We start from the raw sequence: 25,386 nt of genomic DNA, 5'->3' as shown, positions 1-25,386 counted from the left end.
GATAATCCGTGAGGTTTTCCCCCTGGCTTCCCTGCTTGCTAGCGCATGGCTTGTTAGCCAGTCATAGTTTGTCAGCCGCAGATGAGCATAATCAAGACGAATACGTGTTTGAGGATGCGCTATTACGTGGTTCATCGCTCGGTTTAGGTTCTATTGCTCGGTTTAACAAAAAGAATAGTTTTGAAGCTGGCAATTATCAGGTCGATCTTTATATGAACAACAAATTTGTTGATCGTATCGAGATTATGTTTATCGAGAAAGGTGACGATGTTGTCCCTTGTCTGTCCGGCAAACAGTTACTTCAAGCGGGTGTGGAAGATAGCGCGCTAAAAGATGCCGATCTGGAAGATGATTGCATCGATTTCAAGGCGATTCTACCCGCTAGCAATTATCAATTTGATTACGCCAAATTACGTTTTGATCTATCGGTTCCGCAATTATTCGTGAAAAAAATGCCGCGTGGCTATGTCGACCCACGCAATCTTACCTATGGCGAAACTATTGGTTTCAGTAATTACAACTTCAACCAATATCACGTGGGCTATAATAAAGATGGTATTAAGCGCGCCACAGATTCAAGTTACCTCAGCTTAACCAATGGCCTCAACGCCGGTATGTGGCGTTTTCGCCAGCAAGGTTCGCTGCGCTATGACCAAAATCGAGGAGCCGACTGGACCTCAAATCGGCTGTACAGCCAACGTGCACTTCCCGCTATTGGCAGTGAAGCCACTATTGGCCAGACATTCAGTAGCGGTCAGTTTTTCTCTAGCATGGGGTTTACCGGCATTGCGCTCTCAACGGATGACCGCATGCTACCTGAATCACAGCGTGGCTATGCGCCGGTTGTGCGCGGTATCGCCAGGACCAACGCCAAGGTGACGGTTTATCAAAATAACCGCCCCATCTACCAAAGTACCGTATCGGCGGGGCCATTTGAATTTGATGATCTGTCCGCCACCAACTTTGGCGGTGATCTGACCGTAGAGATTCAAGAGGCCGATGGCAGCTTGAGTACTTTTCAAGTGCCGTTCTCCTCAGTACCTGAGTCATTACGCCCTGGCTATTCGCGCTATGGTTTTGCGGCGGGTGAAGTTCGTGATGTGGGCAATCACGAGGTATTCGGTGAGCTGACCTATCAACGTGGTGTCAGTAATGCCATTACGGCGAACACCGGTCTACGTCTGGCATCAGGCTATCAAGCCCTCATGCTGGGCGGCGTTTTTACCCACTATATTGGAGCCTTGGGGCTAGATACCACTTTTTCAAATGCCAGTTTACCTAATGATGAGCAACAAAGCGGTTGGATGGCCCGCGCTGCGTTCAGCCGAACTTTTTCCGCGACCAACACCACTCTCTCGGTAGCAGGTTATCGTTATTCAACCGAGGGCTATCGAGACTTGAGCGATGTGCTAGGTGTCCGAGCCGCCAGTTATGGTAAGACATGGAACTCGGATACTTACCGGCAGCGTAGTCGAACTGAGATTTCGCTTAATCAGGGTTTAGATAGCTATGGCTCACTCTATTTAACCGCTTCCTCGCAGGATTACCGAAGCGACCGCAAGCGCGATAACCAGTTGCAGTTGGGTTATGCCAATACCCTGTGGCGGAATACCAGTTTCAATATTGCGGTTTCAAAGCAAAAAACCGGTGGTGGCAGTAATGAAACCTATTTTGTCGACCCAGGAAGTGGCCTACCCGCAGCCAATGGTGCGACGACGCTGGGAACGAGTGAAACCGTGGTGCAGATGTCTATCTCATTTCCGTTGGGTGGTAGTCCTCGCGCACCTTATATTTCTGCCGGTGCAGTGAACAGCAAAACCAGCGGTGCAAGCTATCAGACTTCATTATCGGGTGTGATGGGCGAGGATCAATCGGCCAGTTACAGTATGGACTTTGCCCGCAGTGAACAAAGCAAAGCCAATACCTTCAGTGGGAGTTTACAAAAACGCTTACCGGTGACCAGCTTAAGCGGCAGCGCCTCCAGTAGCCCGGGTTATTGGCAAGGCTCTGCCAGTGCACGAGGCTCAGTGGCTGTTCATAGTGGCGGCGTCACACTCGGGCCATACCTGAGCGACACCTTTGCCTTAGTCGAAGCCAAAGGGGCGAGTGGCGCTAAAGTGATGTATGGGCAAGGCGCGCGGATTGACAGCATGGGTTATGCCTTGGTGCCGACCTTAACCCCCTATCGCTACAACACGATTACGCTCGATCCTGAAGGTATGGACTTTAATACCGAACTGCGTGACGGCGAACGGCAAATTGCGCCTTATGCCGGTTCAACGGTGAAAGTGGCGTTTCGCACATTACGAGGATATCCGGTGCTGATGACCGTCAAGCTCGCAGATGGCAGCCAAGTGCCAATGGGTGCGGTGGTTTATAGCACCCATCATGACGATAACGACCATGATGATTCTAGCTCGCTACATGAAGTCGGTATGGTCGGACAGGCTAGCCAAGCATATTTAAGGGCGGAAACCCCTCAAGGACAGCTCATTCTGGTATGGGGCGATAACAAAAATGAGCGTTGCCAATTAGATTTCGATATAGGAACACCTAAAAATGATAAACAACTTTATAAGCTTGATGCCTTGTGCATCGCGACTTCGCATTAAATTAGAGAAATAGCATGAATCTTATGACCAACCTTTTTGCCTTACTATACCGACGATGCTCACTTGGCTCGCAGAAAATGGGATTACTTTTAGCGTTCACTTTACTGTGCACAGCGTTGCCCAGCTACGCGCAATGTGTCTGGAAAGGCGCTAACATCGGCGGTGATAACTACGGTGCGTCATTACAGCTTGGCAATATCAATATGACGAGCAATCACATTCAGCCCGTCGGTTCAATTCTGGCTTCTAGCATTATTAGCTTAGTCCCAGCACGGTTCTGGCCCGACCCTGAAGCCGTTATTTATGAATGCGACCTCGCTGATAAAGACAGTCTTTTCGAAGTCTTCGCCACTAATGGCGACAGTAATGTGGGGGGATACACGAATATGGGGAGTAACTATTTCCAGACGTTCTTCCCTTATACCGCATTGAAACTGATCCATGTCGATTCAGGCATTGAATTCACCCGTATCTGGCAGCAAGTCCCCCTTCGAAAATACGATGTGGTGGGTAATAAAATTCAGATCAAAGGCAAACATTTCAGCCAAATCCGCGCAGAGCTTAAAAAAATCGGCTTAGTAGACCGTACCCCTGGCCCCGCCACTTGGGGATGTCCTGGGCCAGCAGCGGATAATTATTCTGGTAGCTACACCTGCAATCAGCCTAATGGTTATGTGGTATTCAAAGGCCCCGGTATGCCCGTACCGGAAGCGGGTTATGATTCAGCGACCAATTATCAAACTTGGGGAACTGGCCGCTATATGGCATTTGGCATGAACACCGCACCGAACGCTATCCTGACACGTAAAAATACCTGTGTGGTGCGTAACGTGACCCCTTATGTCGTTTTCCCGATCATCACCGTCAATGAACTCAATGATAACCAAACACGTAGCGCCGATATTACTGTCGATATTGAATGCCAGTCTGGCACCGAATCAGGCATTAATAGCGGGCAAACTGCAATGGGTATCCAGACTTCTTTACCGGGTTACCTGAAAGCGCAGGGGTTAGGGCTAGTGAATTCGGCGGGTGGCGTGAGTTATCTGCTGTCCGATAATTACGGTACTGATAACAGTATTGCCACTGGCGTTGGCATCAGTTTGAGTGATAGTACTGGCGCGGCCATGAATTTTGTCGGTTGGGGGGGCTGCGTCAATAATTGTGTCGCTGGTTCCACCGCAGCCGGTTGGTATCCGGTCTTAACCGGTGCCAGCGCCAACGGCAGTAGTGCTGCCGGTTTCAACGATTACTCTCATCACTTCATCGCGACCCTGAAAAAATTACCGAATGGCACTCCGACGGCCGGTAAGATCGATGCAACTGCATACGTTTTGGTGAAAATACAATGAAATACTGTTGCCTAATTTTACTGATATTCAGCCTTAGTCAGCAGGCGATGGCTGGTTTAATCGCTGGGGCGACTCGCATGATTTATCTGCCTGAATCGCGTGAGCGCACATTGATGCTGGCCAATACCAATGATTATCCCGTCGTAGTACAAACGTGGATTGATGATGGGGATGTGGACAGCACCCCGGATCAGACCCAAGCTCCCTTTATGGTGCTACCTGCTGTTTTCAAAATGCAACCCGGTGGGGCTCAGGGGCTACGTATCATCAATAAGGGAGAAAGCCTTCCCAAGGACAGAGAGTCAGTTTACTGGCTGAATCTGTATGAGATCCCCCCCAAAACACGGCGTGATAGCGATGCTCACGCTCAGGTTGCTATGGCGATGAACACCCAAATGAAGATTTTCTATCGCCCTGATGGACTCACACCAACACTGCCGGAAGCGATGAAGAAAGTCAGTTTCAGCCTCAAAAAACAAAATAATCAATACGTGGTGACGGTTCATAACCCTACGCCCTATCACGTCTCTTTCGGCCAGATTCAGTTACATGACAAGAATAGAAGCTATTTGGTTGCCCAAGAAATGGACATGATGGTCGTGCCATTTGCCGATCGCCAATACCAGTTTGAGCACCCACCTACCTCACTCAGCGGTAATATGGCGTTGGACTATATCTATTTCAATGATGCGGGGAATGAGGTTAAAAACAGTCAGTTATTGAAGGTGACACCGTAACTTGTCATTTTTTTACTGCGGTTAAACGACAAAATATATTCGTTCAATAACCAACTTACCGTGGTGAGCTTCGCACTTGAATCCGCTCGCCACGGTCGACACATAAAGGATTTCGCCCGTCACGCTGTGAGTTTCAGCGATTGGCGACAAAAATGCAGATTTAGCGCCCTTTCTTCTTGCGCCCTGGCTGAGCAAAACGCTTACGCGAAGCGGCGTTACCCTCAGGTTTTTCAACTTTCTTTGGCCCGCTAACACTCACTTTTTTTGCAGCTGCTGGCTTTGCTTGTGGTTTTTTTGCCGGTTTCTCATCAGACGATGAATTTTCAATCAGCTTAAATAACTCGATAAGTTCATCATCGGTTAAGTCTCGCCATTCGCCTTGTGGCAACCCTTTCAGATTGATATTCATGATACGGACACGCTCAAGCTTGGTGACTTCATAGCCAAAATGCTTACACATGCGCCGAATTTGGCGATTAAGCCCCTGTACCAAAGTGATACGAAACACAAAGGCGGCTTCTTTCTTCACTTTGCATTTCTTGGTCACCGTGCCCAGCATCGGAACACCCGCCCCCAAGCCGACAATAAACTCATCGGTTATGGGTTTGTTGACGGTGACAATGTACTCTTTTTCGTGATCGTTGCCCGCACGTAGGATTTTATTGACCAAATCCCCGTGATTCGTCAGCAAAATCAACCCCTGCGAGTCTTTATCCAGACGCCCAATGGGAAAGACCCGTTTACTGTGGTTAACAAAATCAACGATGTTATTTTGCTCGCCATCTTCCGTGGTGCTAATAATGCCAACCGGCTTATTGAGCGCGATCAACACCAAGTCTTCTTCATTACGTGGCTCGATAGTCTGACCGTTAACTTTCACCACATCCCCAGCAAACACCTGAACACCTACCGTGGCACGCTTGCCGTTAATAAAAACATTTCCTTGTTCGATGTAACGATCGGCATCGCGGCGAGAACAGATACCGCTCTCGCTAATGTATTTATTCAGTCGAATGGATGAATTAGTCAGCATTGATACCTCGCAAAAAGCGGAACTATACCTTATCCCGACGAGGATGCGAAGCTTGAGCAGACTGAATAATGTGAGCCGCTTAACAAGAGGAATAACTCGCTTAAAAAGGCATGAGTTTGCTGAAAAACAAGTCAATAAGCTCATTCTCTCAGCAAACGCGCATTTTTAACGTTTTTCTACTTTGACAAACGCCATGACCCCCGCTATTATTCGCCTCGTTCACACGATTCCTCTGTAGTTCAGTCGGTAGAACGGCGGACTGTTAATCCGTATGTCACTGGTTCGAGTCCAGTCAGAGGAGCCAAATTAAAGAAGCCTGCTTAGGAAACTAAGCGGGCTTTTTGCTTTTTTGTCTGCTAAGAAGCTGCGTTGCGCGGTCAAGAGACTCGAGCAACAGCAACGGAGTTCATGACGCACTCAAGTCTAATTTGCGCTCTAGGTGGAAAAGGTGTGTATGAGACTGTTTCCATCTCATTCGCACAAATGCTCCGTTCCGCAGTATGGCCGCCATTTATAGGCGACCGGTTCCCATGTGAAACTTTCTTTAATTACTTCGCCAGAATCTGTCCAACATCGATACGATTACGATAAAATCTTTATTTCAGTGGCAATCAAAGCCTGAGTAATGTTGTCGCAGAGGGACAATACAGGCAGTATGAATGCCGCCTGAAAAGATAATAAATAAAGGATTTTAATGTTGCGAAAATCAACTCTAGTCACTTTACCTCTGCTGGTAGCGTCGGTATTCTTGCTGACTGGATGCCCCGCAGCACCCGATATCACGCAATGGAAACGCCCTAATACGGATATTGACGGTGTGCGCGTTGCGATGGGTAAATGCGGCGTGCAACTCCCCGGAGCCGACATCCCCAAAACGGATAATGAGTCAGTTCTGTATTACCAGTGCATGGAGAGTATGGGATTTAGCCGAAAAGACGGATTCAAAATTTGCAGCGTTCGTGTCTATCACGATACCCCAGCTTGCCTCACGCAAGAACAGGGGCACCCTTTGAGCCAGAGCCAGCTAGAAGCGCTGCCTTTTGTGGCAGACAGAGGGTTTCATCCGATTAAGTCCGATTCTGGCGTGAGCCCGTTTTCCTTGATTTCATGGCGTAAAGCGGGAGCCTCGCGACATTTTTCTCATGAAGTTGAAAACGACAAACAAGCACTGGCGGTGATGTATCAATGCGGTTATCCGCAGCCTTTAGGCTCAGTGCCTTACGTGCCGACGCTACGTAAAGCTGCTGATGTTCAGCGATGCATGCTAGACAAAGGTTTCGAGCCGAAGAATAAACTCAATCTAGTCTGCCGCAATTACCCGCAAGTCACGGACTGCCCAAAAATATAACGCTCCGCCACGGCATTAGACCGGTATTTCGTAAAAAGACCCGTATTATAGTGCTCCAGGATTTTCATTTCCGGGAGCATTGAGTTTGACGATTTACTCTTTCGCTATCGGCGTGGCATTTTCATTGATTTTGGTATCACCTTGAATACTCGCAATCTTCTTCTCAATATCGGCAACCTGCGTTTTGTTATGCAGTAACGTATAGGTCAAATCAAACTGTGTGCTGGCTCCTGGTGGCAGTTGCTTAACGCGTTTTTGCTCACGTTCAATGGTGACCGGATAGGCATAGCTAGTGCCGGGTTCAATACCGGTCACATAACCTTGTTTGACGGTATCGGTATTTTTCCATAACGTCAGCACTGGCAACTGACGGGTATCGAACTGAATAGACGCCCCTTTGTCTCCCGCTTGGTTCACAACTGCCGCCAGTGTTTGGTGGTTCTGGTCAGATAGTGGCTTGATGTTAAAGACCATTTCATCGAATCCTTTTGTCGGACCGGCAAAGGTTTGCCATGTCTTCAGGCCTTCTTTGGCATAATCGTTAAACGGACTGATACTGGCCATCGGAGCCAAGAAGCGCGCCCCTTTTTCCAGAATCGGTGCACCGAAATTGCTGTGATAGATTATCTGGTAATCGTGTGGATAATCCGCATGGTTAGTTAACACATCATGCAAGCTGAAACTATTGCTACCCGGCACATAGCGCAGCTCGGTCATGGTCTGCAAATCGGCTTTTTTGAAGGTGCTTTCTTTTATCAGGCCACGGACGCGAATTTCATACGGTGCCGCATCCGCCACTTCAACCTCTACCTGTGAGGCAGGAGTATTCCCCGCTTTGCCATGCAGCGTATAAAGCTGACCGTCAGCAGTCACCGGATGGCCTGTCCACTCATAGCCACAGCGGACCATCATTTCATTAAAACCTTCTAGCCAGCCTACCCCGTTGCGGCTTTCCAGATTGATAAATGCCGGATTCACCACCTCTTTTACCGGAGAAGCCCACCCCATCTTCGAACCGAAGCCTTCAACACCGAGAAGGTTCATGCCGCGAGTGGGACTTAGCGTAATGGTGAGGCCATCTTTGCTACTGATGACAATCACTTTGCTGCCTTCTTGTTTCCCACCATGCAGCACTTTCTGCGCAATGCTGAAAGTCTTATCCTTTACTTTCAGCTCTTCACTCGAAATCTGCCAGTTTCCTTTATCCATGCCATCTTCAGCACTTGTCAGCACCCATGTTTTAGCCGAAACATGCCCCGAAATCATGACTGCCAGTACCGTTAAAGCCAGTTTAGTTTTCATTTTTCTTCCTTTTTGCTGAATCGATTATTTCATTGCGTAAGAAAATCTACTCACAAGCAGGTTAAAGAAATGTGATGAGCTTCACCTGACGGAAAAACAAACTTATTGCGCCATGAAAATGCAAATAAAGTCACAAAAACAATGAAAACCAACCATGCAGTTACTTAAAAAATGTCTAGTTAGGCTTGATTAGATTAATCGATTCAGCTTCATGGTGGCTGTCAGAACGTATCTTGAACCAAATGGCATACATTGCAGGCAGGAATACCAGCGTAATGATGGTGCCGCCAAACGTCCCACCAATTAGGGTGTAAGCCAGCGTGCCCCAGAATACTGAGTGCGTCAGCGGAATAAATGCCAGAATAGCCGCCATCGCCGTCAGCAACACCGGCCGAGCTCGCTGTACCGTCGCCTCGACCACCGCATCAAACGGCGTTAATCCCTGCTGCTCGTTGTGGTGGATTTGGCCGATCAGGATCAAGGTGTTACGCATCAAAATGCCGGATAACGCAATCAGTCCCACCAGCGCATTGATGCCAAACGGCTGATTGAAGAGCAATAGTGTGGGCACAACCCCAATCAACCCCAATGGCGCGGTGAGAAATACCATCACCATCGCCGACATCGACCGCACCTGTAGGATGATGATCAACAGTGTCATGGCAATCATGATAGGGAAAAGTGGAGCCATCGCGCTGGTGGCTTTTCCTGATTCTTCAATCGGCCCTGCCTGCTCAATACGATATCCATCTGGAAGTGTGTCGATAACCGGCTGTAACTGTTTCAGTATTGCTGTAGAGACATCTGGCGGTTGCAGGTTCTCAGCAATATCGCCCCGTACGGTAATGGTCGGTGTCCGATCGCGTCGGCGCAGAATAGGATCTTCCATCTGCACGCCGACGTGCCCAATCTGTGACAGCGGAATGCGCTGACCGTCAGAGCCAACGAGGGTAAAACCCGCTATTTTTGCCGGATCAAGGCGGATATCCCCCGCCGCACGCCCCATGACCTGCACCGAGCGGATGTCTTCGCGCACAGACGTGATAGGGACGCCCGACAGCAAGAACTGAAGTTGCTGAGCGACCGCATTTGATGTCAACCCTACGGCCTGCAAACGGTCCTGATCGAGTGTGAAATTGAGTGTCGGCACCTGCGGACCCCAATCTGTGTTGACCGTTCTCATCATCGGGCTGGCCTGCATCACTGTTTCGACCTGATCTGCAATTTCGCGCAGTTTGGTCGGATCCGGTCCCATGACACGGTAGGCCACCGGATAAGGTGAATACGGACCGAACACCAGTTGGGTCACGCGGACCCTCGCCTCAGGTGCCAGCCCGCTTGCCGCCGCTTCGCGAAGCCTGAATTTGAGCGCCTCACGCGCTTCCTGACTGTCCGTCCGCACCACAATTTTTGCAAACGACGGATCAGGTAGTTCTGGCGCCATGGCGAGGAAAAAACGCGGTGACCCCTGCCCGATGTAAGACGTCACGATTTTTGCTTCTTGCTGCTTTCTCAGCCAGTCCTCTATCTTCGCCGCCGCCAGACTGGTCTGTTCAATGGCAGTACCATAGGGCATCTGGACTTCTACCAGAACTTCAGGGCGATCAGAGGTCGGGAAAAATTGTTTTTTAACCAGCCCCATGCCCAAGATTGCGACGACAAAGAGCGCAATTACGCTGCCGGCCACGACCCATTTACGGGCGATGACGTACGTCAGTAATCGACGAAAGCGGTTGTAATGGCGAGTGTTGTAGATAGCGGCATGCCCTCCCTCCACCCTTTTGATTTTCGGCAGCATCTTCACGCCCAGATAAGGCGTAAACACCACCGCCACCACCCAAGAGGCAATCAACGCAATGCCCACGATCCAAAACATGTTGCTGGTGTATTCACCGGCGGTGGATTGGGCGAATCCGTTGGGCATAAAGCCGACGGCCGTGATCAACGTACCAGCCAACATAGGGGCCGCCGTGTGACTCCATGCATAGGCCGAAGCTTTGATGCGGTCATAGCCCTCCTCCATCTTCACCACCATCATTTCGATGGCAATGATGGCATCATCCACCAATAGCCCCAGAGCCAGAATGAGCGACCCGAGCGTAATACGGTCGAAGTTTTTGCCGGAAGCTTCCATCACCACAAAGACGATAGCCAACGTCAACGGCACCGCTGCCGCAACGACAACGCCCACTCGCCATCCCATACTGATAAAGCACACCACCATCACCACAAGCAGCGCAACAAAGAATTTGATCATGAACTCGTTGACTGACGAACTGATGTTGACTGACTGATCGGTGACTTTCTCAAATGTCATGCCGAGCGGCATGCCCTCATTAATTTTGGTCGTCTCGGCATCCAGTGCTTTGCCCAGATCCAGCCCGTTCCAGCCCTCACGCATCACGATGCCCAGCAACAAAGCCGGTTCCCCTTGGTTGCGGATCATGAAGGTAGCGGGATCTTCGTAGCCACGTTCAACCGTCGCGACATCTGAAAGCTGTAGTGTCCTACCCTGAACGACAATGGGCGTTTCGCGGATCTTTTCCAGTTTATCGAAGGCACCATCCAATCGCAGAAAGACCTGCGGCCCGCTGGTGTCAATCGAACCGGCTGGCGTGAGTACGTTCTGACTGTTCAGCGCGGAGAAAATAGCCTGAGGAGAAATGCCCAGCGTGGCCAACCGGTCATGAGAGAATGAGACAAAAATGCGTTCAGCTTGTTCTCCAATGATATTAACCTTCTTGACCCCAGGCACATGCAGCAGACGCTGGCGCAATTTTTCTGCATCGCGGACCAGCAGGCGTTGCGGTTCACCTTTCGCTTTCAGCGCAAAAAGTGCAAAGGTGACGTCAGAAAACTCATCGTTGACCATCGGACCGATGACGCCAGCCGGCAGGTTTTTGGCTTCATCAGCGAGTTTCTTGCGTGCCTGATAAAACGCTTCCTGTACCTGTGAAGGTGGCGTGCCATCCTGTAATGACAGCATGGTAAAAGCCAGTCCCGGACGCGTGTAAGTCTCTGTGCGGTCATACCATTTGAGCTCTTGCATGCGTTTTTCCAGCGGTTCTGCCACCTGATCTTGCATTTCCTGTGCGGTTGCACCCGGCCAGGCCGTGACAATCGTCATCTGCTTGACCGTAAAGGGGGGATCTTCTGCTCGTCCTAGTTCGAAGAACGACAGAATGCCAGCAACGGTAATCAGGATGATAAGGAACAGCGTGATTGAACGCTCGCGAACGGCAAGTGCCGAAAGATTAAACCTTCCCTCGCTCATGGCTGGCCTCCAGTCACATTGGCATCGCTCTGCTCCAGCAACCGGACTGCCTCCCCCTCATGCAGCAGATGCGCCCCGAGGGCGACCACCCGCTCTCCCGGTTTAAGGTTGCCAGCCACACTGGCGGTATCGTCGCTAAGACCAAGCATCTGCACGGGTCGCCATGACACTGTGGCGGGTTTGTCTGAAATCCCCCATACACCTGGCCCCTTACCCGCGTCATAGATTGCCGCTAAAGGCACCTGTAGCATCTGGCCGGATAATTTACCCTCGGTAATATGGAGCGTTACAGTGGAGCCGAGGGGTGCCCTCGCCAAAGCGCCATCAAGCACATATCTCGCTTCGAAGGTCCGTGTCACAGGATCAGCCGCATCGGAGAGCAAACGCAATTTCGCAGAAACCGGTTGTTTATCGGTGCCGTAGAGCATGGCTTGAGCTTCGCTTCCGACAGCAGGTCGAAGCGTTTCAGGCAATTGCACGATGGCCTCCCGTTGCCCTGCCTGAGCCAATCTGACCACCGGTTGCCCAGCACTGACCACTTGACCGGGTTCGGCAAACGTTGCCATGACCACGCCGTCAGCATCCGCTAACAACACGGCATAGCTTGTCGCGTTCCTCGCCACATCCGCCTGCGCCTGAGCGGCACTAAGCTCGGCTTTTGCCGTATCAGCCGCCGCTTTTATTTGATCGTAAGCAGAAACCGATACCGCGCCAGTAGTGACCAAACCGCGATATCGAGCCTCATCAGCAGATGCTTGTCTGGCTCGAGCCCGAGCAGCGGCTACGGCCTGTTGCTGAGCTTGCGCTTGTAGGCTTAGATCAACGGGGTCCAGACGCATCAATGGCTGGCCACGTTTTACGGTCTGACCGGTATCCACCAGACGTTCAAGGATCTTGCCTTGGACTCTAAAGCCAAGGTCGCTTTGCGTTCGTGCGACAACTACACCGGTGAAAGCGCGAGAGGCATCGGCGGCGCTCACCACAGTCGCCGCTCTGACCAACGGAGGCTGATTGCGTGGATCGTCGATGTTGGTCGCGTCGCGACAGGCCATCAGTGCCAGCGGCAACAGGCAAATAACAAAGGTGGCGGGTTTGAGCCTGAGCATGGGTTCTCTTCTTCATTTAACAAGACAGTAACCGCATTCTCAGACTAGTGACCAATAATGTCAATAGTCACAATTCAGGGTGACAAACTTCTTAGGATCAGCGATGACAGGAGCGTAGCGGCAGCAGAGGCCGTCTCCAGATTGTATTGCAGTTGAACAGGACTGATATAAGGCCGCATGACCAGATATATGGCTTGAGTCGCCTCGTCTAACGGCGTTTTACGTTCAAACTCACCCGCTTTCCGTCCTTCAAGAAGGATTTGCTCGATGAGTTGCCGCAGGCGTTCTTCATGCATTTCCGCAGAGGGCCACTTATCACGGGCAGCGACCGCAGCAATGTCGTAAAGCTTGCGATCGTGAAAAAACAAATCGCTACCCGCTTCAGTGAGTGCTCTGAATAAACGCCTCAATTTTTCAGAGGCGGTGGGTGCATCTGCAATCGCTGAATGGACAATCGCCATGATCATCGCCAGCCGGTTGCTACAGATAACCTCGCCGATCGCCTGCTTGGAATCGAAGAATTTATAGATATAAGCTTTTGAAAAGCCGATAGCTTTAGCCAGGTCAGACACGGTCGTTTTCTCATAGCCGAAATGCCCGAAATGTTCAGTGGCGGCGTCCACAACCTGGTCACGGACGCTGTGGTCCGAGGGTCCCCGCAGGGGATGTTCATTTATGTGTTTAGTCATTTTTCCAGCTTAGCTTAATCAGTACTGATTGACAACGAGTGACCATATCGTTATTTGGTTACAAATAAACCCTGACTGAAGATCTATCAGTGTCTCTCAGAATTCGGGGACTGCTCTCCCGCATCGGGAGAATGAAAGGTCAGTAGATTCATTTTTGAGCCTATCAGCATTTTCCCTGTCATACAGTCAATGTATTTTGCGAAATGCACCATAAAGTATCAAAAATGACACTTTTAACAAATATCACTCATTTTGAATTGGAGATTTTACGCCACCATGTACGAAAGGTTCAAAAATGAACCTTATTGGACTATAGTTCAACTATATAACGATATGTAGGCGCTAAAATCTTTGGAAGTGTCAAAAATGAACCTTGATGAAATTAAGTCTTTACTCGAAAACCTTCCTGAGTCAGAGAAGCAAATAGCGATCGAAGAATGGGCACTGAGTACTCAACCCTTGGTCAAGGCTAGGTATGCGATTGAACCTGACGACAGGTCGACTCTCAGTTCCTTAGAGTTCTCACGACTACCGCAGCTCCTAGTCAGTGAGCTCAAACGACAAAGAATCACTTATGAAGAGATGGCTATTCAAATTGGAGTCTCTATTTCAACATTTAAGCGGCTGATTGCTGAGCCATCTTCTGCTAAGGCTATCAATCTTCATACATTGCTTAAAGAACTTGGGATAAAAGTATGGCTCGAAAAATAGGTGTGTGGCTATACAACAAACCTGTAGGTACTTTGAGTGAAGAGGACATAGGTTTTGCCTTCTGCTACCTAGCCAACTATACCGGCCGTCCTATATCGCTTAGCATGCCTATCAGGCCTGAACCTTATATTAATCAAGAACTTCATCCCTTCTTCAAAGGGTTGGCCCCAGAGGGTTGGCTGCGTAAACGATATTCTGAAATTCAAAAAATTGACGATAAGGATCTGTTCGGCTTACTGATGCAAAATGGTAACGACTTACTCGGGGCTGTAGTACTCAAAGAGATAACATCATGAATCCAGAACACTGCCTGATAAATCTAAGCCGGCTTAAAGGAGCAGAGTTAAAAACGGGTTATTCAACAAAAGGGATTAGACATCTGTTTGGTCGCTTGGAAGTGGCCCTCAGCCTGCCTTTCACGCGAAGTCAGTTTATTCAGGAACTTCCTGAACGTCAGAAAGGGATGAGTATTTCAGGCTATCAACCTAAGTTATCTCTTCGCCTGGAGGGAGGGGAACTGATGGTCGTCAGCAATGATGGTACCTATATCCTGAAACCCTCACCAGAAGAGTACCCACATCTGGCGGAAAACGAGCATGCGACAATGTGCGTCATGCAACGTCTGAAATTTGAAATCCCGCCATTTGGACTGATAGCTTTCAAGCGCGACGATAACCGATCGGATGAATTGGCTTTTGTGATCAAGAGGTATGACCGGCTGGGTGCAGATATAATGAGATTGCATCAAGAACAGTTGGATGGCGCGATGGGCCTCGGCGATAAATATGGCAATATCGATAACAAGAAAGCCATCAGCTACGAGAAAGCCGCCAAATTCCTGAACAAGAGCGTGAGTAGCAGCTTAAAGAGCATGCGTGACGTCTTTTTACGAATCGTCTATGCGTACATACTAGGCAATAATGATTTTCATCTACGTAATTTCGGGATCATACACCCCGAAAAAGGTTCATCGTATCTGGCTCCTGTTTATGACTTTATCAGTGTTGTACCCTACCCGGCAGCTTTCGGAGAATATTTAGCTCTACCTCTCCTTGAGCGCGAGGAAAATGATGCAGCGAGCGCTCCGGGGCTGGATTCAGCCTACGGGGAATACTTGGGCGCAGACTTTATCCTTCTCGCGCAGGGCATAGGTATTAATCCGGTTTTAGCCAAAAAATGGCTTACTGACGTGATTAAGAGCCATCAGTTGATCATCGATACTTACACTGAAAGCCACATGCCAGAAGCGCAACGTGAAGCAGTGCTTAAGTACGTTGCACGGAGGATAACATTACTGGCAGTGACCGAACTTTAACCGAGGCTGGCACTGCTATGCTACCTTGGAGCAGCCGAGTCACCACTCAATAGCAACCACTGCGAAGGACCACACTCCCAGTGGCTGTAGGTAAAAAGCAGGCGCTTTTTGCATTTAAAAAAACCGCTTAAAACATCCTTAAGCGGTTTGCTATTTTTGGGTTGCCGTAACAGCTGTATCACTCAGCCTTTCAGCCTATGTACATGATTATGATAAATAACGTTCGGCGGGGTGTTCTTGTGCAAAACCGGGCAACATGGCTTGCCGTGTGCTTTGATGCGCCTCCCACTGTTCCACGTTATGCAGCGGAGGGATGGTCACTGATTCACGGCGATCAAAACCGACTAGCGCAGCATCGACCAACTCGCCTACCTCCATCACCGCCGCATGGGCATTGATATCAGAACCTGAGCGTTCCCAAATCTCTGTTCGCGTCGCTGCTGGCAATACCGCCTGAACGTAAACCCCCTTCTCTGCCAGCTCAAAGCTTAGCCCTTGGGAAAGAAACAGCACAAATGCCTTGGTGGCACCGTAAACACTCAAACCTAACTCAGGTGCCAAACCCACCACTGAACCAATATTAATGATGGCTCCCTCACCCGCCGCCGCAAAACGGGGTGCGACCGCACTGGCTAACCGTACAAGGGCAGTGGTGTTAAGGGCAACTAAACGCTCAATATCGTCGGTTTTCTGCTCGATAAAACGCCCCGCAATACTCATGCCAGCATTATTTACTAAAATCCCGATGCGGTGATCATCGCGCAGACGAGCCTCAACTACGGCAAGTTCTGCTGACTGGGTCAGATCCGCCGGTAAAACATCCACGGCAATGCCATATTCCTGCCGAAGATGAGTCGCCAAAGTCGCCATTCGCCCACCATCTCGGGCCACTAAGACCAGATCGTGCCCACGACGTGCAAAGCGTTCAGCATAGGTGGCACCAATGCCTGATGATGCGCCAGTAATAAGAACTGAGGGGGTCGTGCTCATAAGTGTGCTCTCTTGTGTGGGATTAATAAATGACGTGTGTCATCTATTTATAATATATGACGACCAACATTTAAGAGTCAACGGCGCTGACAGAACAATTGAATATAAGGAGTCAGATTGAGTGATAAGCAGGTGAGCGGGTACTAGGTTATGGCGTAAGAAAGGTCGTGAGGTGAGGTATCTAGGCCATTGATTTTACGTCAATGGCCTTGAGTTAACAGAGGGATGGCTATTATGAATTGATCGCTTTCTTAGAATCCAACGCGCTGTGAATAGCCGCTTCCAATTCATTCACTTCAAATTTTGCGACATAAGCATCCGCACCGACTTTACGCACATGATCCTCATTCGCACTGCCCGATAAAGATGAATGAATAATCACCGGGATATTTTTCAGGAACTCATCGCGTTTGATGTTCAGCGTCAGCGTAAAGCCATCCATTTCAGGCATTTCCAAATCGGTCAGCACAAAGGCGATTTTATCCGAGATAGGTCGACCTTCTGCCCTCGCCTCTTCGGCCATTTTGCGTATCTTATTCCATGCCTCCAGACCGGTGATATGCATCACGGCGGGAATGTCCATCATCTTCAGCCCTTGTTCCAACATCGAACGAGCCACTTTAGAATCTTCCGCCACGATAGCGACAGCCCCCGGTTTCAGATCAAACGCCTTGGTTTTTTCGCTGTCGATTTGGACATTACGATGGGAGGGCATGATGTCATACAAGATCTGCTCAACATCCAGCACCAACGCCAGACGATTACTGGCCGTATCGTTGTCTAACCGAGCGATACTGGTGATATTACGGCTCTTTACACCGGCATCCGCAGCCAATACCTGACTCCATTCAAGGCGGACGATGTCATCAACCGACTCCACCGCAAATGCCTGAGTGCTGCGAGCATACTCAGTCACTAACAGGATATTTAATCCGGTTTTTGGTTCACAGCCGACAATGGCAGGGAGATCAATCACGGGAATAATCTCTCCGCGAATATTCGCCACACCCATCATAGGGGAAGCCATACCTGCCGCTTTGGTCAGCGTTGGCATCGGCACAATTTCACGCAGCTTAAACACGTTGATGCCATACAGCTCGGATTTATCTTCGTCTTGCGACTCGCCCAAGCGGAACAACAACAGCTCAAACCGGTTTGATGAGGTGAGATTGGTTCTCTCCTCTATCTCTTTTTGAAAATTATCCATACTTTCCCCAACGCGAATGAAGATTGATAAATGATAACAAGGCGAATTAAGTCATTCGGAAAATAAGGAATAACATTCTGCTTATATATTTATCGGCAATCGGTGGAAAATGCTTAATCATTCGCTGAAGAGAAATGAGAAAAAAACGTTGTAAGGACTCGAATACATTAATCCATGGAACGATAACGCCACAGCCAGCGGCCTGTTGACATACGCCGATAAAACAGCACACCGCGCACTATCCAGTCAAGGAACATCCCCATCCATACGCCTGTGACACCGAAACCCAGCGTTATTCCCAAGATATAGCCTGCGATAATGCGACACCCCCACATCCCCGCCAACGCGACCCACATGGTATAACGGGCATCCTTCGCCCCTTTCAGGCTTGATGGCAACACCCAAGCCGCCGCCCAAATCGGCATAAATAGCGCATTTATCCAAATCAGATGTTTCACTACGTTGATCACGCCCGGTTCATCGGTATACAACGAGGCCAAATATCCGGCACTGGGAATGGATAGCAGTGCGATGAAACACACCCCTAAAGTGGATAGCCAGAAAATATGCTTAATCTGGCGGATCGGCTGCAAAATCTGACCTTTGCCCAATCGTGTGCCAATGATAATGGTTGAACTATATCCCAGCGCATTCCCGGGTAGGTTAATGAGTCCCACAATCGAAAAGGCAATAAAGTTACCGGCAATCACTTCAGTGCCCATTCCCGCCACAAAGCGTTGGGTAATCAGTTTACCCACGCTGAACATCACCGATTCAACACTGGCGGGAATGCCAATGCTCAAAACTTCTAACATGATGGCGGAGGTAAAGGGCATAAAATAGGCTTTGAACGGAATGCGCAGCGTATTGTTGGCACCCGAAATCAGCATCAATACCACCACTATCGCGCCGAGGTAGCGAGAAATCGTGATACCGATACCGGCACCAATAAACCCCAACCCATCCCAACTGAATAGGCCATAGATCAGCACACTACTGATGGCGATATTGAGGATATTCATCGCGATATTAATAAACATCGGCAAGCGCGTATTACCTGCGCCGCGCATGGCACCACATCCCACCAGTGTTATCGCCATGGCAGGGTAATTCCAGACCGTCAAGTTGAGATAGGTCAGTGCCATATCTTTTACGGCAGGATCGGCCTGACTGGCCATCAGATTGATAATGCCCTCACCGGCAAAGTGCACTAACAGCACCAAAAGCAGGGAAATTAAGACCAGCAGAGAGATGGACTCTCGAGCGGCGGTTTGTGCTTGTTTGCGCTTACGTTGGCCAAGGCTGAATGACACCACCACGGATGTTCCTAGCGCCACAGAGGTAAAAAAAGCGGCAATCAGCATATTGAAGCTGTCTGCCAAGCCCACCGCCGCCATGGCTTCTTTTCCGAGCCAACTGACCAGCAATGTGCTGAATACCCCCATCAATAAGACGCACAGCCCTTCGATAAACAGCGGAATCGCCAACGGCGTTATCTCACGCCAGAATAACACTCGGTAGGATTTACGCTTTTTGTACCACGCACTTTCGCGCAAGATTTTCAACTTTACAGTCCCTGAAACCCCGTCCATTTGCCTCCCATCGCGCTTTTCACCACACTGGTGAAATATCCTGATACGCCGGTTTACAATGGCGGTTTTCCGCTTTAAATTTTAACGTGTTACCTGCGATAAAAAATCGACGCCGGTATCATAACAGAACGTCAAATTAATTTAAATGAAACGCAATTTCGCCAAAGTACAAAATAAATACTTATGCACATAAATACACATAAATATGCAAAATGTCTTTGACTCGAATACCGGTTTTGCGCTATCAATGTAGGCATTGATACCTTTGCCAGACTGACCTAATTCATACAGGATTTAATTGATGACAACTATTCTCAAACACCTTCCTATTAATCAGCGTGTTGGTATTGCTTTCTCCGGTGGTTTAGACACCAGTGCAGCGCTGTTGTGGATGCAGAAAAAAGGGGCGATCCCTTACGCTTACACGGCCAATCTGGGTCAGCCTGATGAAGAAGATTACGATGCCATTCCGCGTAAAGCGATGGAGTACGGTGCAGAGAAAGCCCGTTTGATCGATTGCCGTAAACAGCTTGTGGCTGAAGGGATCGCCGCCATCCAATGTGGCGCATTCCACAATACCACCGCCGGTGTGACCTACTTCAATACCACTCCACTGGGCCGTGCCGTTACGGGTACGATGCTGGTCGCCGCCATGAAAGAAGATGGCGTGAACATCTGGGGTGATGGCAGCACCTATAAAGGTAACGATATTGAACGTTTTTATCGTTACGGTCTGCTGACTAATGCTGAGTTGAAAATTTATAAGCCATGGTTGGACACTGATTTTATTGATGAATTGGGTGGCCGCCATGAAATGTCTGAATTTATGATTCAATCGGGCTTCGATTACAAAATGTCGACGGAGAAAGCCTACTCAACTGACTCCAATATGTTGGGTGCGACCCATGAAGCTAAAGATCTGGAATTCCTGAACTCCAGCGTCAAAATCGTTAATCCGATTATGGGCGTAAAATTCTGGGACGAAAATGTGGTGGTCAAAGCGGAAGAAGTGACTGTTCGTTTTGAGCGTGGCTATCCGGTAGCACTGAATGGCGTAACCATCGACGACAGCGTTGAGCTGATGATGGAAGCTAACCGCATCGGTGGCCGTCATGGTCTGGGCATGAGTGACCAGATTGAAAACCGTATTATTGAAGCGAAGAGCCGTGGCATCTATGAAGCCCCAGGAATGGCACTGCTGCATATTGCTTACGAGCGCCTGCTGACCGGTATTCATAACGAAGATACCATCGAGCAATATCATGCTAATGGCCGTGTGTTGGGCCGCCTGTTGTATCAAGGTCGTTGGTTCGACCCACAAGCGCTGATGTTGCGTGATTCCGCCCAGCGTTGGGTCGCGAGTGAAATCACTGGTGAAGTGACACTGGAATTACGTCGCGGTAATGACTACTCCATCCTCAATACCGTGTCTGACAATCTGACGTACAAGCCAGAGCGCCTGACCATGGAGAAAGGCGATTCTGTCTTCTCCCCAGATGACCGTATCGGCCAACTGACAATGCGTAATCTGGATATTACCGATACCCGTGAGAAGCTGTTCAGCTACGCCGAGACAGGGCTGTTATCCACTTCTGCGACCACAGGTTTGCCGCAAGTCGATAATAATAATCTGAGCGTGAAAGGCATTCAGAATAAGCGTTAGTCGCGGTTAACCATTATTCATTTTTGAATGACTGATGGCTCATCACTTATCATGAATTCAAGGTGGCACTCTCTCTCTGAGTGCCACCGAAATTATCAGTCACATCACTAATGTGACAATTGGCGATCCTGCATTTCAGAAGGGTCATGCTTATATTGGAAGACAAAGACAAAAATCACGAGTAGCACCAGGGTATAAGCGGCGAAAGATAACCAAATACTGTGCCAGTCCTTCACTCCCTCTACTGTAAAGTAATCCACGACATGTCCGCTGGATATCGCCCCGACATAAGCGCCAACGCCATTAACCATCGTCATAAATAAGCCTTGCGCACTGCCTCGGATATTACGGTCTACTTCCTTTTCGACATAAATTGCGCCGGAAATATTAAAGAAGTCAAAAGCACAACCATAAACCAGCATGGATAATAGCAATAATACAATTCCCGATGCGGAAGGGTCCCCGTAGGCGAACAAAGTAAAGCGCAATGTCCATGCCACCATACTGATCATCATCACGCGTTTAATACCAAAGCGGGATAAAAAGAAGGGGATCGTCAGAATGAAAAAGACTTCTGCAAATTGTGCCATTGACAATAATATGGATGGATACTGCACCACTAAGCTATCGTGAAAAACCGGATTTTTGGCAAAATCATGTAAAAATGGGCTGCTGAAAGTATGGCTAATTTGCAGTGATGCCCCTAATAACATGGCAAATAAAAAGAAAATGGCCATTTTCTTTTGTTTAAATAAAACGAAAGCATCCAGCCCTAAAAGAGTGACCCACGAACCGTCCTTCTTCACATTTGAGGTCGGGCAACTGGGTAATGAAAATGCATACATCGCCAAAACCAGTGCCGCACCAGAAGCAATATAAAGTTGAATATTGCTTAATTCGAATCCCGATAAGCTAATGGCCCACATGGCAAAAATAAAACCCACAGTGCCAAAAACACGGACAGGCGGGAAATCCTTGATGGTATCTAGCCCCGCTTTTTCTAAACAGATATATGAGATGGTATTCGCTAGCGCGATTGTTGGCATATAAACCATCGCATTAAATAGCATCACAAAAAACATGAAATGAGGATTTGAGATTTGAGCCGCGACAAATAATGCACCCGCCCCTAATAAGTGGCAACAGGCATAGAGAATATTGGCCTTAACCCATCGGTCAGCAATGATGCCAACGATACTTGGCATTAAAATACAGGCAATCCCTTTCGCGCCATAGACTAACCCCACCTGCGCACCGGTGAAATTCAGTGTATTCATCATGTAGGCACCCAATGTCACCAGCCAGGCACCCCAGATAAAGAACTGTAGGAAGAACATTACTTTAAGCCGTTTTTTTATTATCATTTTTATTCTCCATGATACGAATGCGTCGAGGGAATATTTTTAGCGAATTAAATTTGTAGGGTTTCCCTCTTTAACGAGTTTCCGCTGTACTGGGCATGATGGGGAACCAAGTACAGCGGATAGAGATAATCTGAATCAGGCAGTCGCTTTGCTCTTTAAGAACGCTTCAATCAGTTTGGTGAAATTAACGGAAGCTAATTTGGCGCATTTTAAGGTTTGTTCGTGGGAAAGAACCACATCAGATAGCCCTTCAGCCAAATTCGTAATCGCGGTTAATGCAATGACTTTTAAGCCGCAATGTGCCGCAGACAGAACTTCAGGTACGACAGACATCCCGACAACATCACCACCGATAATTTGCATCATGCGGATTTCTGCCGGTGTTTCAAAGCAAGGCCCCGGATAAGAGACAAAAACGCCTTCAGTCAGAGGAATATCAAGTTGTTGGGCAATATTCGCCATGTCTGCGCGCAGGTCTTTATCATAAGCATTGGCGAGACTAAAGAAGCGTGGACCAAAGCGATCATCATTCGGCCCAACTAATGGCGTTCCCGGCATGGTGTTAATGTGATCCTTTAACATAACAACCGAACCCGGTAAGACTTCTGGGCGTAATGAACCGGCCGCATTGGTGCAGAATAAAAACTCGCAGCCCATTAATTTAAAGGTACGCACGGGATTGGTCATGATGCTCATGCCTTTCCCTTCGTAGAAATGCCCACGGCCTTTCATACACATCACAGGAACACCAAATAGATGACCTAAAACAAGCTCACCCGCATGACCATGCACCGAACTCACTGGGAACCCAGGAATATCGGCATAACTAATTGTGGTGTCATTCGTGATTTGATCCACCAGCTCACCCAAACCTGAGCCTAATATAAATGCGATCTGAGGTTTAAACCCGGGCTTTATTTTCTGAATATAATCGACGGCCTGAAAGGGTAACTCACTGAAATCCGTATCTATCGTTGTATTTACGTTTGTCATAATAATAATCCTTAATTTTTTTATTTAATACTGAGCAAATAAGCTGGTTAAATAACAAATAGGTAGAGACTGAGATAATCAATACCCATCATAGGGAGTGGGTTATGGCACGACCAATACTAAAATTCCGATTATCCATACTGAAAAGGTAATGGTTTGACCTGTGTTTCCACGCAATTATCGTTGATCATAAGAGGATAATCGGGGCGCACATGACAACGAAAATACTTAAAGCACATCTGCAGATGCTCGGGTTTACCGCCCTGCTTGGCGGGTCCTTTATTGCTAGCGCCACCATCAGCACGACATTACCCCCCATGGTGATCACATGGATGAGATATGCCATCGCTAGCCTACTCTTTATCGTATTAATGGTGGTACAAAGGCGATTAAAGCGACCAACTTATCGTGATTTAGGCCGCTATACATTAATTAGCCTGCCACCTCTGCTCTATTTCGCTTGCATGATAATTTCACTGCAAACCACGAGTGCATTAAATTCCAGCGCCTTATATACCACCGTCCCATTGATGAGCCTAATCATGAGTATGGTATTAATCAAAGCTAAATCGACATGGCCAGTCTTGATTGCATTATTAATGGGGATTTTAGGCGCGCTATTAATTATTTTTAAAGGTGACTTGTCGCAGGTTTTACAATTATCGTTAATCCCTTCTGATTATTTGTTTCTATTTGGCTGTTTAGGTATGGCATTGAATCCCATCGTGGTAAAAAAACTGCATCGCGGTGAGCAAGCATTAGTGCTGACGGGATGGAGTTTAATTTGCGCCACGGTTTTACTGACCGCCTTTGTTGCCTTTCAGTTGCCCGAGATTGAGTGGCGGCATATCAGCATCATCACTTGGAGTGGTATTCTCTATCTGGCGACCTTCGCCACTGCGCTGAGTTTTTTCCTGTTTCAAAAAGCCTGTGTTGTGCTGTCACCGGCCAAAGTATCAGGATATGTTTACCTTATTCCGCTATCAGTCATTATCACTAATATGCTGTTGGGTCAGGTCATCCAATGGCGTGAAATCGCCAGCGGCGCAATATTAGTGATTATTGCCATGGTGATTTTAATTAAAGCTAAGTCATGCTAACTCATGATTCGAATGACTCAGAATAATTCGAGTAATCGTTCCAACGCGGGAGAGGTATTATCTGGGGGATAAACCGCAAACAAGTCAGCAGAAAGGTACTCTTGCAGCGGAATAAACTTAATATTCGGCCAGGGTATCTCCTGCATGCTTTCAGGGACTAATGCGATCCCCAAGTTACTGTTTACAAATGCCAACTGAGTTTGTGGCTCATCGAATTGATAAATACCCTGCGGCTGACAACCTGCGCTTAGGCAACAGTTGTAAAGATTTTTCGAATAGCCTGAATGCGTAAAAGTGAGAAAGATCAGGGTCTGACCGGAGAGGTCCTTCAGCGAGAGCACATCGTACTCGGCTAGCTCACTCTCATATGACACTGCGACACTAACACGCTGTTTTTCTACTCGCTGGTAAATCAGTGCGGGGTTCTGCTCCAAATCTGCACAACGCCAGAACCCAATATCAAGTTTTTTATTTAATAGCGCGTCAAATTGCTTACTGGGGGGAAATTCATGCAATGACCACGTCGTATGAGGATTCAGCGTTTTAAAATGCTTAAATTTTTCCAATAGCTGATGCCACAGTGCTGACCCAATAATGCCGATATTCAAGTGGCTTTGTTCGTGGCGCGCAATATAGGAGACACGGCTTAATGAGTTTTCGATGTTTTCAAACACCTCTTTCATTTCGGCTTGCATCATTTCACCGGCCAAGGTGAGCACCACATTACGGCTATCGCGTATAAATAAAGGGAATCCTAACGCTTCTTCCAACTCTTTGATTTGCAGACTTAAAGGGGGCTGCGATATATGAAGGCGTTCAGCGGCTTTTCCGAAGTGCAACTCTTCTGATACGGCGAGGAAATAGCGAATCATCTTCAGATTAATACGACCAGAAAAGAGAAGCTTTTGCATGCCATTTACCCAATCATTTGAATTTGTTATTTAAATGCGCATGGGGATAATAACATTATCTGATCGTTCATCGCGTAAAAAATCAGG

At 48.3% G+C, this 25,386-nt stretch carries 20 protein-coding genes and 1 tRNA gene; 10 read left to right on the top strand and 11 right to left on the bottom strand.

Features of this window, described 5'->3' with window-relative positions; translation table 11 throughout:
- Window positions 1-8: 8 nt before the first annotated feature.
- The 3 genes from DA391_RS08370 to DA391_RS08360 all read left to right on the top strand — a co-directional run bounded on the left by DA391_RS08370 (window position 9) and on the right by DA391_RS08360 (window position 4,701).
- Window positions 9-2,612: a fimbria/pilus outer membrane usher protein gene (locus DA391_RS08370; protein ID WP_108087530.1), complete on the top strand. Its 2,604-nt coding sequence runs from the start codon at window positions 9-11 to the stop codon at window positions 2,610-2,612.
- A gap of 77 nt (window positions 2,613-2,689) precedes the next feature.
- A complete protein-coding gene (locus DA391_RS08365) occupies window positions 2,690-3,964 on the top strand; it encodes a fimbrial protein (protein ID WP_050079772.1) in 1,275 nt (424 codons plus the stop codon).
- Window positions 3,961-4,701 carry a fimbrial biogenesis chaperone gene (locus tag DA391_RS08360; RefSeq protein ID WP_050079773.1) on the top strand — a complete coding sequence of 247 codons (741 nt, stop codon included), beginning with the start codon at window positions 3,961-3,963 and terminating at the stop codon, window positions 4,699-4,701. The genes DA391_RS08365 and DA391_RS08360 overlap by 4 nt, the downstream gene beginning before the upstream one ends.
- 160 nt (window positions 4,702-4,861) lie before the next feature.
- Here DA391_RS08360 and rluF read toward each other — a convergent pair whose 3' ends face one another.
- Window positions 4,862-5,734: a 23S rRNA pseudouridine(2604) synthase RluF gene (gene rluF / locus DA391_RS08355; RefSeq protein ID WP_050079774.1), complete on the bottom strand. Its 873-nt coding sequence runs from the start codon at window positions 5,732-5,734 to the stop codon at window positions 4,862-4,864.
- 228 nt (window positions 5,735-5,962) lie between these two features.
- Here rluF and DA391_RS08350 point away from each other — a divergent pair.
- Together DA391_RS08350 and DA391_RS08345 are read left to right on the top strand one after the other, a co-directional pair.
- A tRNA-Asn gene (locus tag DA391_RS08350) sits at window positions 5,963-6,038 on the top strand.
- Window positions 6,039-6,428: 390 nt separating this feature from the next.
- Window positions 6,429-7,082: a hypothetical protein gene (locus tag DA391_RS08345; protein WP_050079775.1), complete on the top strand. Its 654-nt coding sequence runs from the start codon at window positions 6,429-6,431 to the stop codon at window positions 7,080-7,082.
- 93 nt (window positions 7,083-7,175) lie between these two features.
- Here the strand turns inward: DA391_RS08345 and DA391_RS08340 are convergent, their stop codons facing one another.
- From DA391_RS08340 to DA391_RS08325, 4 genes are all read right to left on the bottom strand, one after another.
- Window positions 7,176-8,384: an aldose 1-epimerase family protein gene (locus DA391_RS08340; RefSeq protein ID WP_057650538.1), complete on the bottom strand. Its 1,209-nt coding sequence runs from the start codon at window positions 8,382-8,384 to the stop codon at window positions 7,176-7,178.
- Window positions 8,385-8,559: 175 nt separating this feature from the next.
- Window positions 8,560-11,658, bottom strand: a complete 3,099-nt coding sequence (locus tag DA391_RS08335) for an efflux RND transporter permease subunit (protein WP_050079777.1) — start codon at window positions 11,656-11,658, stop codon at window positions 8,560-8,562.
- The gene (locus DA391_RS08330; protein ID WP_050079778.1) at window positions 11,655-12,764 is read right to left on the bottom strand and encodes an efflux RND transporter periplasmic adaptor subunit; all 1,110 of its coding nucleotides are present in this window, start codon (window positions 12,762-12,764) and stop codon (window positions 11,655-11,657) included. Before DA391_RS08330 ends, DA391_RS08335 begins: the two co-directional genes overlap by 4 nt.
- 74 nt (window positions 12,765-12,838) lie before the next feature.
- Window positions 12,839-13,453, bottom strand: a complete 615-nt coding sequence (locus tag DA391_RS08325) for a TetR/AcrR family transcriptional regulator (RefSeq protein WP_050079779.1) — start codon at window positions 13,451-13,453, stop codon at window positions 12,839-12,841.
- A gap of 366 nt (window positions 13,454-13,819) precedes the next feature.
- Between DA391_RS08325 and DA391_RS08320 the strand changes: the two genes are divergently transcribed.
- The 3 genes from DA391_RS08320 to DA391_RS08310 are packed head-to-tail and all read left to right on the top strand — an operon-like array spanning window position 13,820 to window position 15,479.
- Window positions 13,820-14,164 carry a hypothetical protein gene (locus DA391_RS08320; protein ID WP_050079780.1) on the top strand — a complete coding sequence of 115 codons (345 nt, stop codon included), beginning with the start codon at window positions 13,820-13,822 and terminating at the stop codon, window positions 14,162-14,164.
- A complete protein-coding gene (locus DA391_RS08315) occupies window positions 14,149-14,460 on the top strand; it encodes a HipA N-terminal domain-containing protein (protein WP_050079781.1) in 312 nt (103 codons plus the stop codon). Before DA391_RS08320 ends, DA391_RS08315 begins: the two co-directional genes overlap by 16 nt.
- Window positions 14,457-15,479 (top strand): type II toxin-antitoxin system HipA family toxin, encoded by a 1,023-nt coding sequence (locus tag DA391_RS08310; protein ID WP_050286363.1) that lies wholly within the window; start codon window positions 14,457-14,459, stop codon window positions 15,477-15,479. The genes DA391_RS08315 and DA391_RS08310 overlap by 4 nt, the downstream gene beginning before the upstream one ends.
- A gap of 207 nt (window positions 15,480-15,686) precedes the next feature.
- Here the strand turns inward: DA391_RS08310 and DA391_RS08305 are convergent, their stop codons facing one another.
- The 3 genes from DA391_RS08305 to DA391_RS08295 all read right to left on the bottom strand — a co-directional run bounded on the left by DA391_RS08305 (window position 15,687) and on the right by DA391_RS08295 (window position 19,268).
- Window positions 15,687-16,469 (bottom strand): SDR family NAD(P)-dependent oxidoreductase, encoded by a 783-nt coding sequence (locus tag DA391_RS08305; RefSeq protein WP_050079783.1) that lies wholly within the window; start codon window positions 16,467-16,469, stop codon window positions 15,687-15,689.
- A gap of 232 nt (window positions 16,470-16,701) precedes the next feature.
- Window positions 16,702-17,676 (bottom strand): chemotaxis protein, encoded by a 975-nt coding sequence (locus DA391_RS08300; protein WP_050286361.1) that lies wholly within the window; start codon window positions 17,674-17,676, stop codon window positions 16,702-16,704.
- 167 nt (window positions 17,677-17,843) lie between these two features.
- Window positions 17,844-19,268 (bottom strand): EmmdR/YeeO family multidrug/toxin efflux MATE transporter, encoded by a 1,425-nt coding sequence (locus DA391_RS08295; protein WP_167311297.1) that lies wholly within the window; start codon window positions 19,266-19,268, stop codon window positions 17,844-17,846.
- A 301-nt stretch (window positions 19,269-19,569) separates the two neighbouring features.
- Between DA391_RS08295 and argG the strand changes: the two genes are divergently transcribed.
- Window positions 19,570-20,931: an argininosuccinate synthase gene (gene argG / locus DA391_RS08290; RefSeq protein ID WP_019210448.1), complete on the top strand. Its 1,362-nt coding sequence runs from the start codon at window positions 19,570-19,572 to the stop codon at window positions 20,929-20,931.
- Between the two features lie 107 nt (window positions 20,932-21,038).
- On the opposite strand, the gene DA391_RS08285 is transcribed toward argG, so the two are convergent.
- Window positions 21,039-22,295, bottom strand: a complete 1,257-nt coding sequence (locus DA391_RS08285) for a nucleoside permease (protein WP_050079786.1) — start codon at window positions 22,293-22,295, stop codon at window positions 21,039-21,041.
- A 135-nt stretch (window positions 22,296-22,430) separates the two neighbouring features.
- Window positions 22,431-23,288, bottom strand: coding sequence for a xanthosine phosphorylase (xapA, locus tag DA391_RS08280; protein ID WP_050079787.1), 858 nt, complete (start codon window positions 23,286-23,288; stop codon window positions 22,431-22,433).
- Window positions 23,289-23,533: 245 nt separating this feature from the next.
- Here xapA and DA391_RS08275 point away from each other — a divergent pair, with 245 nt between their 5' ends.
- Window positions 23,534-24,388, top strand: coding sequence for a DMT family transporter (locus DA391_RS08275; protein ID WP_050872911.1), 855 nt, complete (start codon window positions 23,534-23,536; stop codon window positions 24,386-24,388).
- 17 nt (window positions 24,389-24,405) lie between these two features.
- On the opposite strand, the gene DA391_RS08270 is transcribed toward DA391_RS08275, so the two are convergent.
- Window positions 24,406-25,299 (bottom strand): LysR family transcriptional regulator, encoded by an 894-nt coding sequence (locus DA391_RS08270; protein ID WP_050286359.1) that lies wholly within the window; start codon window positions 25,297-25,299, stop codon window positions 24,406-24,408.
- Between the last annotated feature and the right edge of the window lie 87 nt (window positions 25,300-25,386).

It is taken from the genome of Yersinia massiliensis (assembly GCF_003048255.1).
In the GTDB taxonomy this organism is placed as follows: domain Bacteria; phylum Pseudomonadota; class Gammaproteobacteria; order Enterobacterales; family Enterobacteriaceae; genus Yersinia; species Yersinia massiliensis_A.
Note: the sequence above shows the minus strand (reverse complement) of the source record. Positions and strands in the feature narration are given on the sequence as shown.

Coding starts and splice junctions, on each gene's coding strand:
- DA391_RS08335 (WP_050079777.1), bottom strand. CDS start 11,658: ATGAGCGAGGGAAGGTTTAATCTTTCGGCACTTGCCGTTCGCGAGCGT.
- DA391_RS08270 (WP_050286359.1), bottom strand. CDS start 25,299: ATGCAAAAGCTTCTCTTTTCTGGTCGTATTAATCTGAAGATGATTCGC.
- DA391_RS08295 (WP_167311297.1), bottom strand. CDS start 19,268: ATGGACGGGGTTTCAGGGACTGTAAAGTTGAAAATCTTGCGCGAAAGT.
- DA391_RS08320 (WP_050079780.1), top strand. CDS start 13,820: ATGAACCTTGATGAAATTAAGTCTTTACTCGAAAACCTTCCTGAGTCA.
- DA391_RS08305 (WP_050079783.1), bottom strand. CDS start 16,469: ATGAGCACGACCCCCTCAGTTCTTATTACTGGCGCATCATCAGGCATT.
- DA391_RS08300 (WP_050286361.1), bottom strand. CDS start 17,676: ATGGATAATTTTCAAAAAGAGATAGAGGAGAGAACCAATCTCACCTCA.
- DA391_RS08285 (WP_050079786.1), bottom strand. CDS start 22,295: ATGATAATAAAAAAACGGCTTAAAGTAATGTTCTTCCTACAGTTCTTT.
- DA391_RS08360 (WP_050079773.1), top strand. CDS start 3,961: ATGAAATACTGTTGCCTAATTTTACTGATATTCAGCCTTAGTCAGCAG.
- argG (WP_019210448.1), top strand. CDS start 19,570: ATGACAACTATTCTCAAACACCTTCCTATTAATCAGCGTGTTGGTATT.
- DA391_RS08275 (WP_050872911.1), top strand. CDS start 23,534: ATGCTCGGGTTTACCGCCCTGCTTGGCGGGTCCTTTATTGCTAGCGCC.
- DA391_RS08330 (WP_050079778.1), bottom strand. CDS start 12,764: ATGCTCAGGCTCAAACCCGCCACCTTTGTTATTTGCCTGTTGCCGCTG.
- DA391_RS08310 (WP_050286363.1), top strand. CDS start 14,457: ATGAATCCAGAACACTGCCTGATAAATCTAAGCCGGCTTAAAGGAGCA.
- DA391_RS08315 (WP_050079781.1), top strand. CDS start 14,149: ATGGCTCGAAAAATAGGTGTGTGGCTATACAACAAACCTGTAGGTACT.
- rluF (WP_050079774.1), bottom strand. CDS start 5,734: ATGCTGACTAATTCATCCATTCGACTGAATAAATACATTAGCGAGAGC.
- DA391_RS08325 (WP_050079779.1), bottom strand. CDS start 13,453: ATGACTAAACACATAAATGAACATCCCCTGCGGGGACCCTCGGACCAC.
- xapA (WP_050079787.1), bottom strand. CDS start 23,288: ATGACAAACGTAAATACAACGATAGATACGGATTTCAGTGAGTTACCC.
- DA391_RS08365 (WP_050079772.1), top strand. CDS start 2,690: ATGGGATTACTTTTAGCGTTCACTTTACTGTGCACAGCGTTGCCCAGC.
- DA391_RS08340 (WP_057650538.1), bottom strand. CDS start 8,384: ATGAAAACTAAACTGGCTTTAACGGTACTGGCAGTCATGATTTCGGGG.
- DA391_RS08345 (WP_050079775.1), top strand. CDS start 6,429: ATGTTGCGAAAATCAACTCTAGTCACTTTACCTCTGCTGGTAGCGTCG.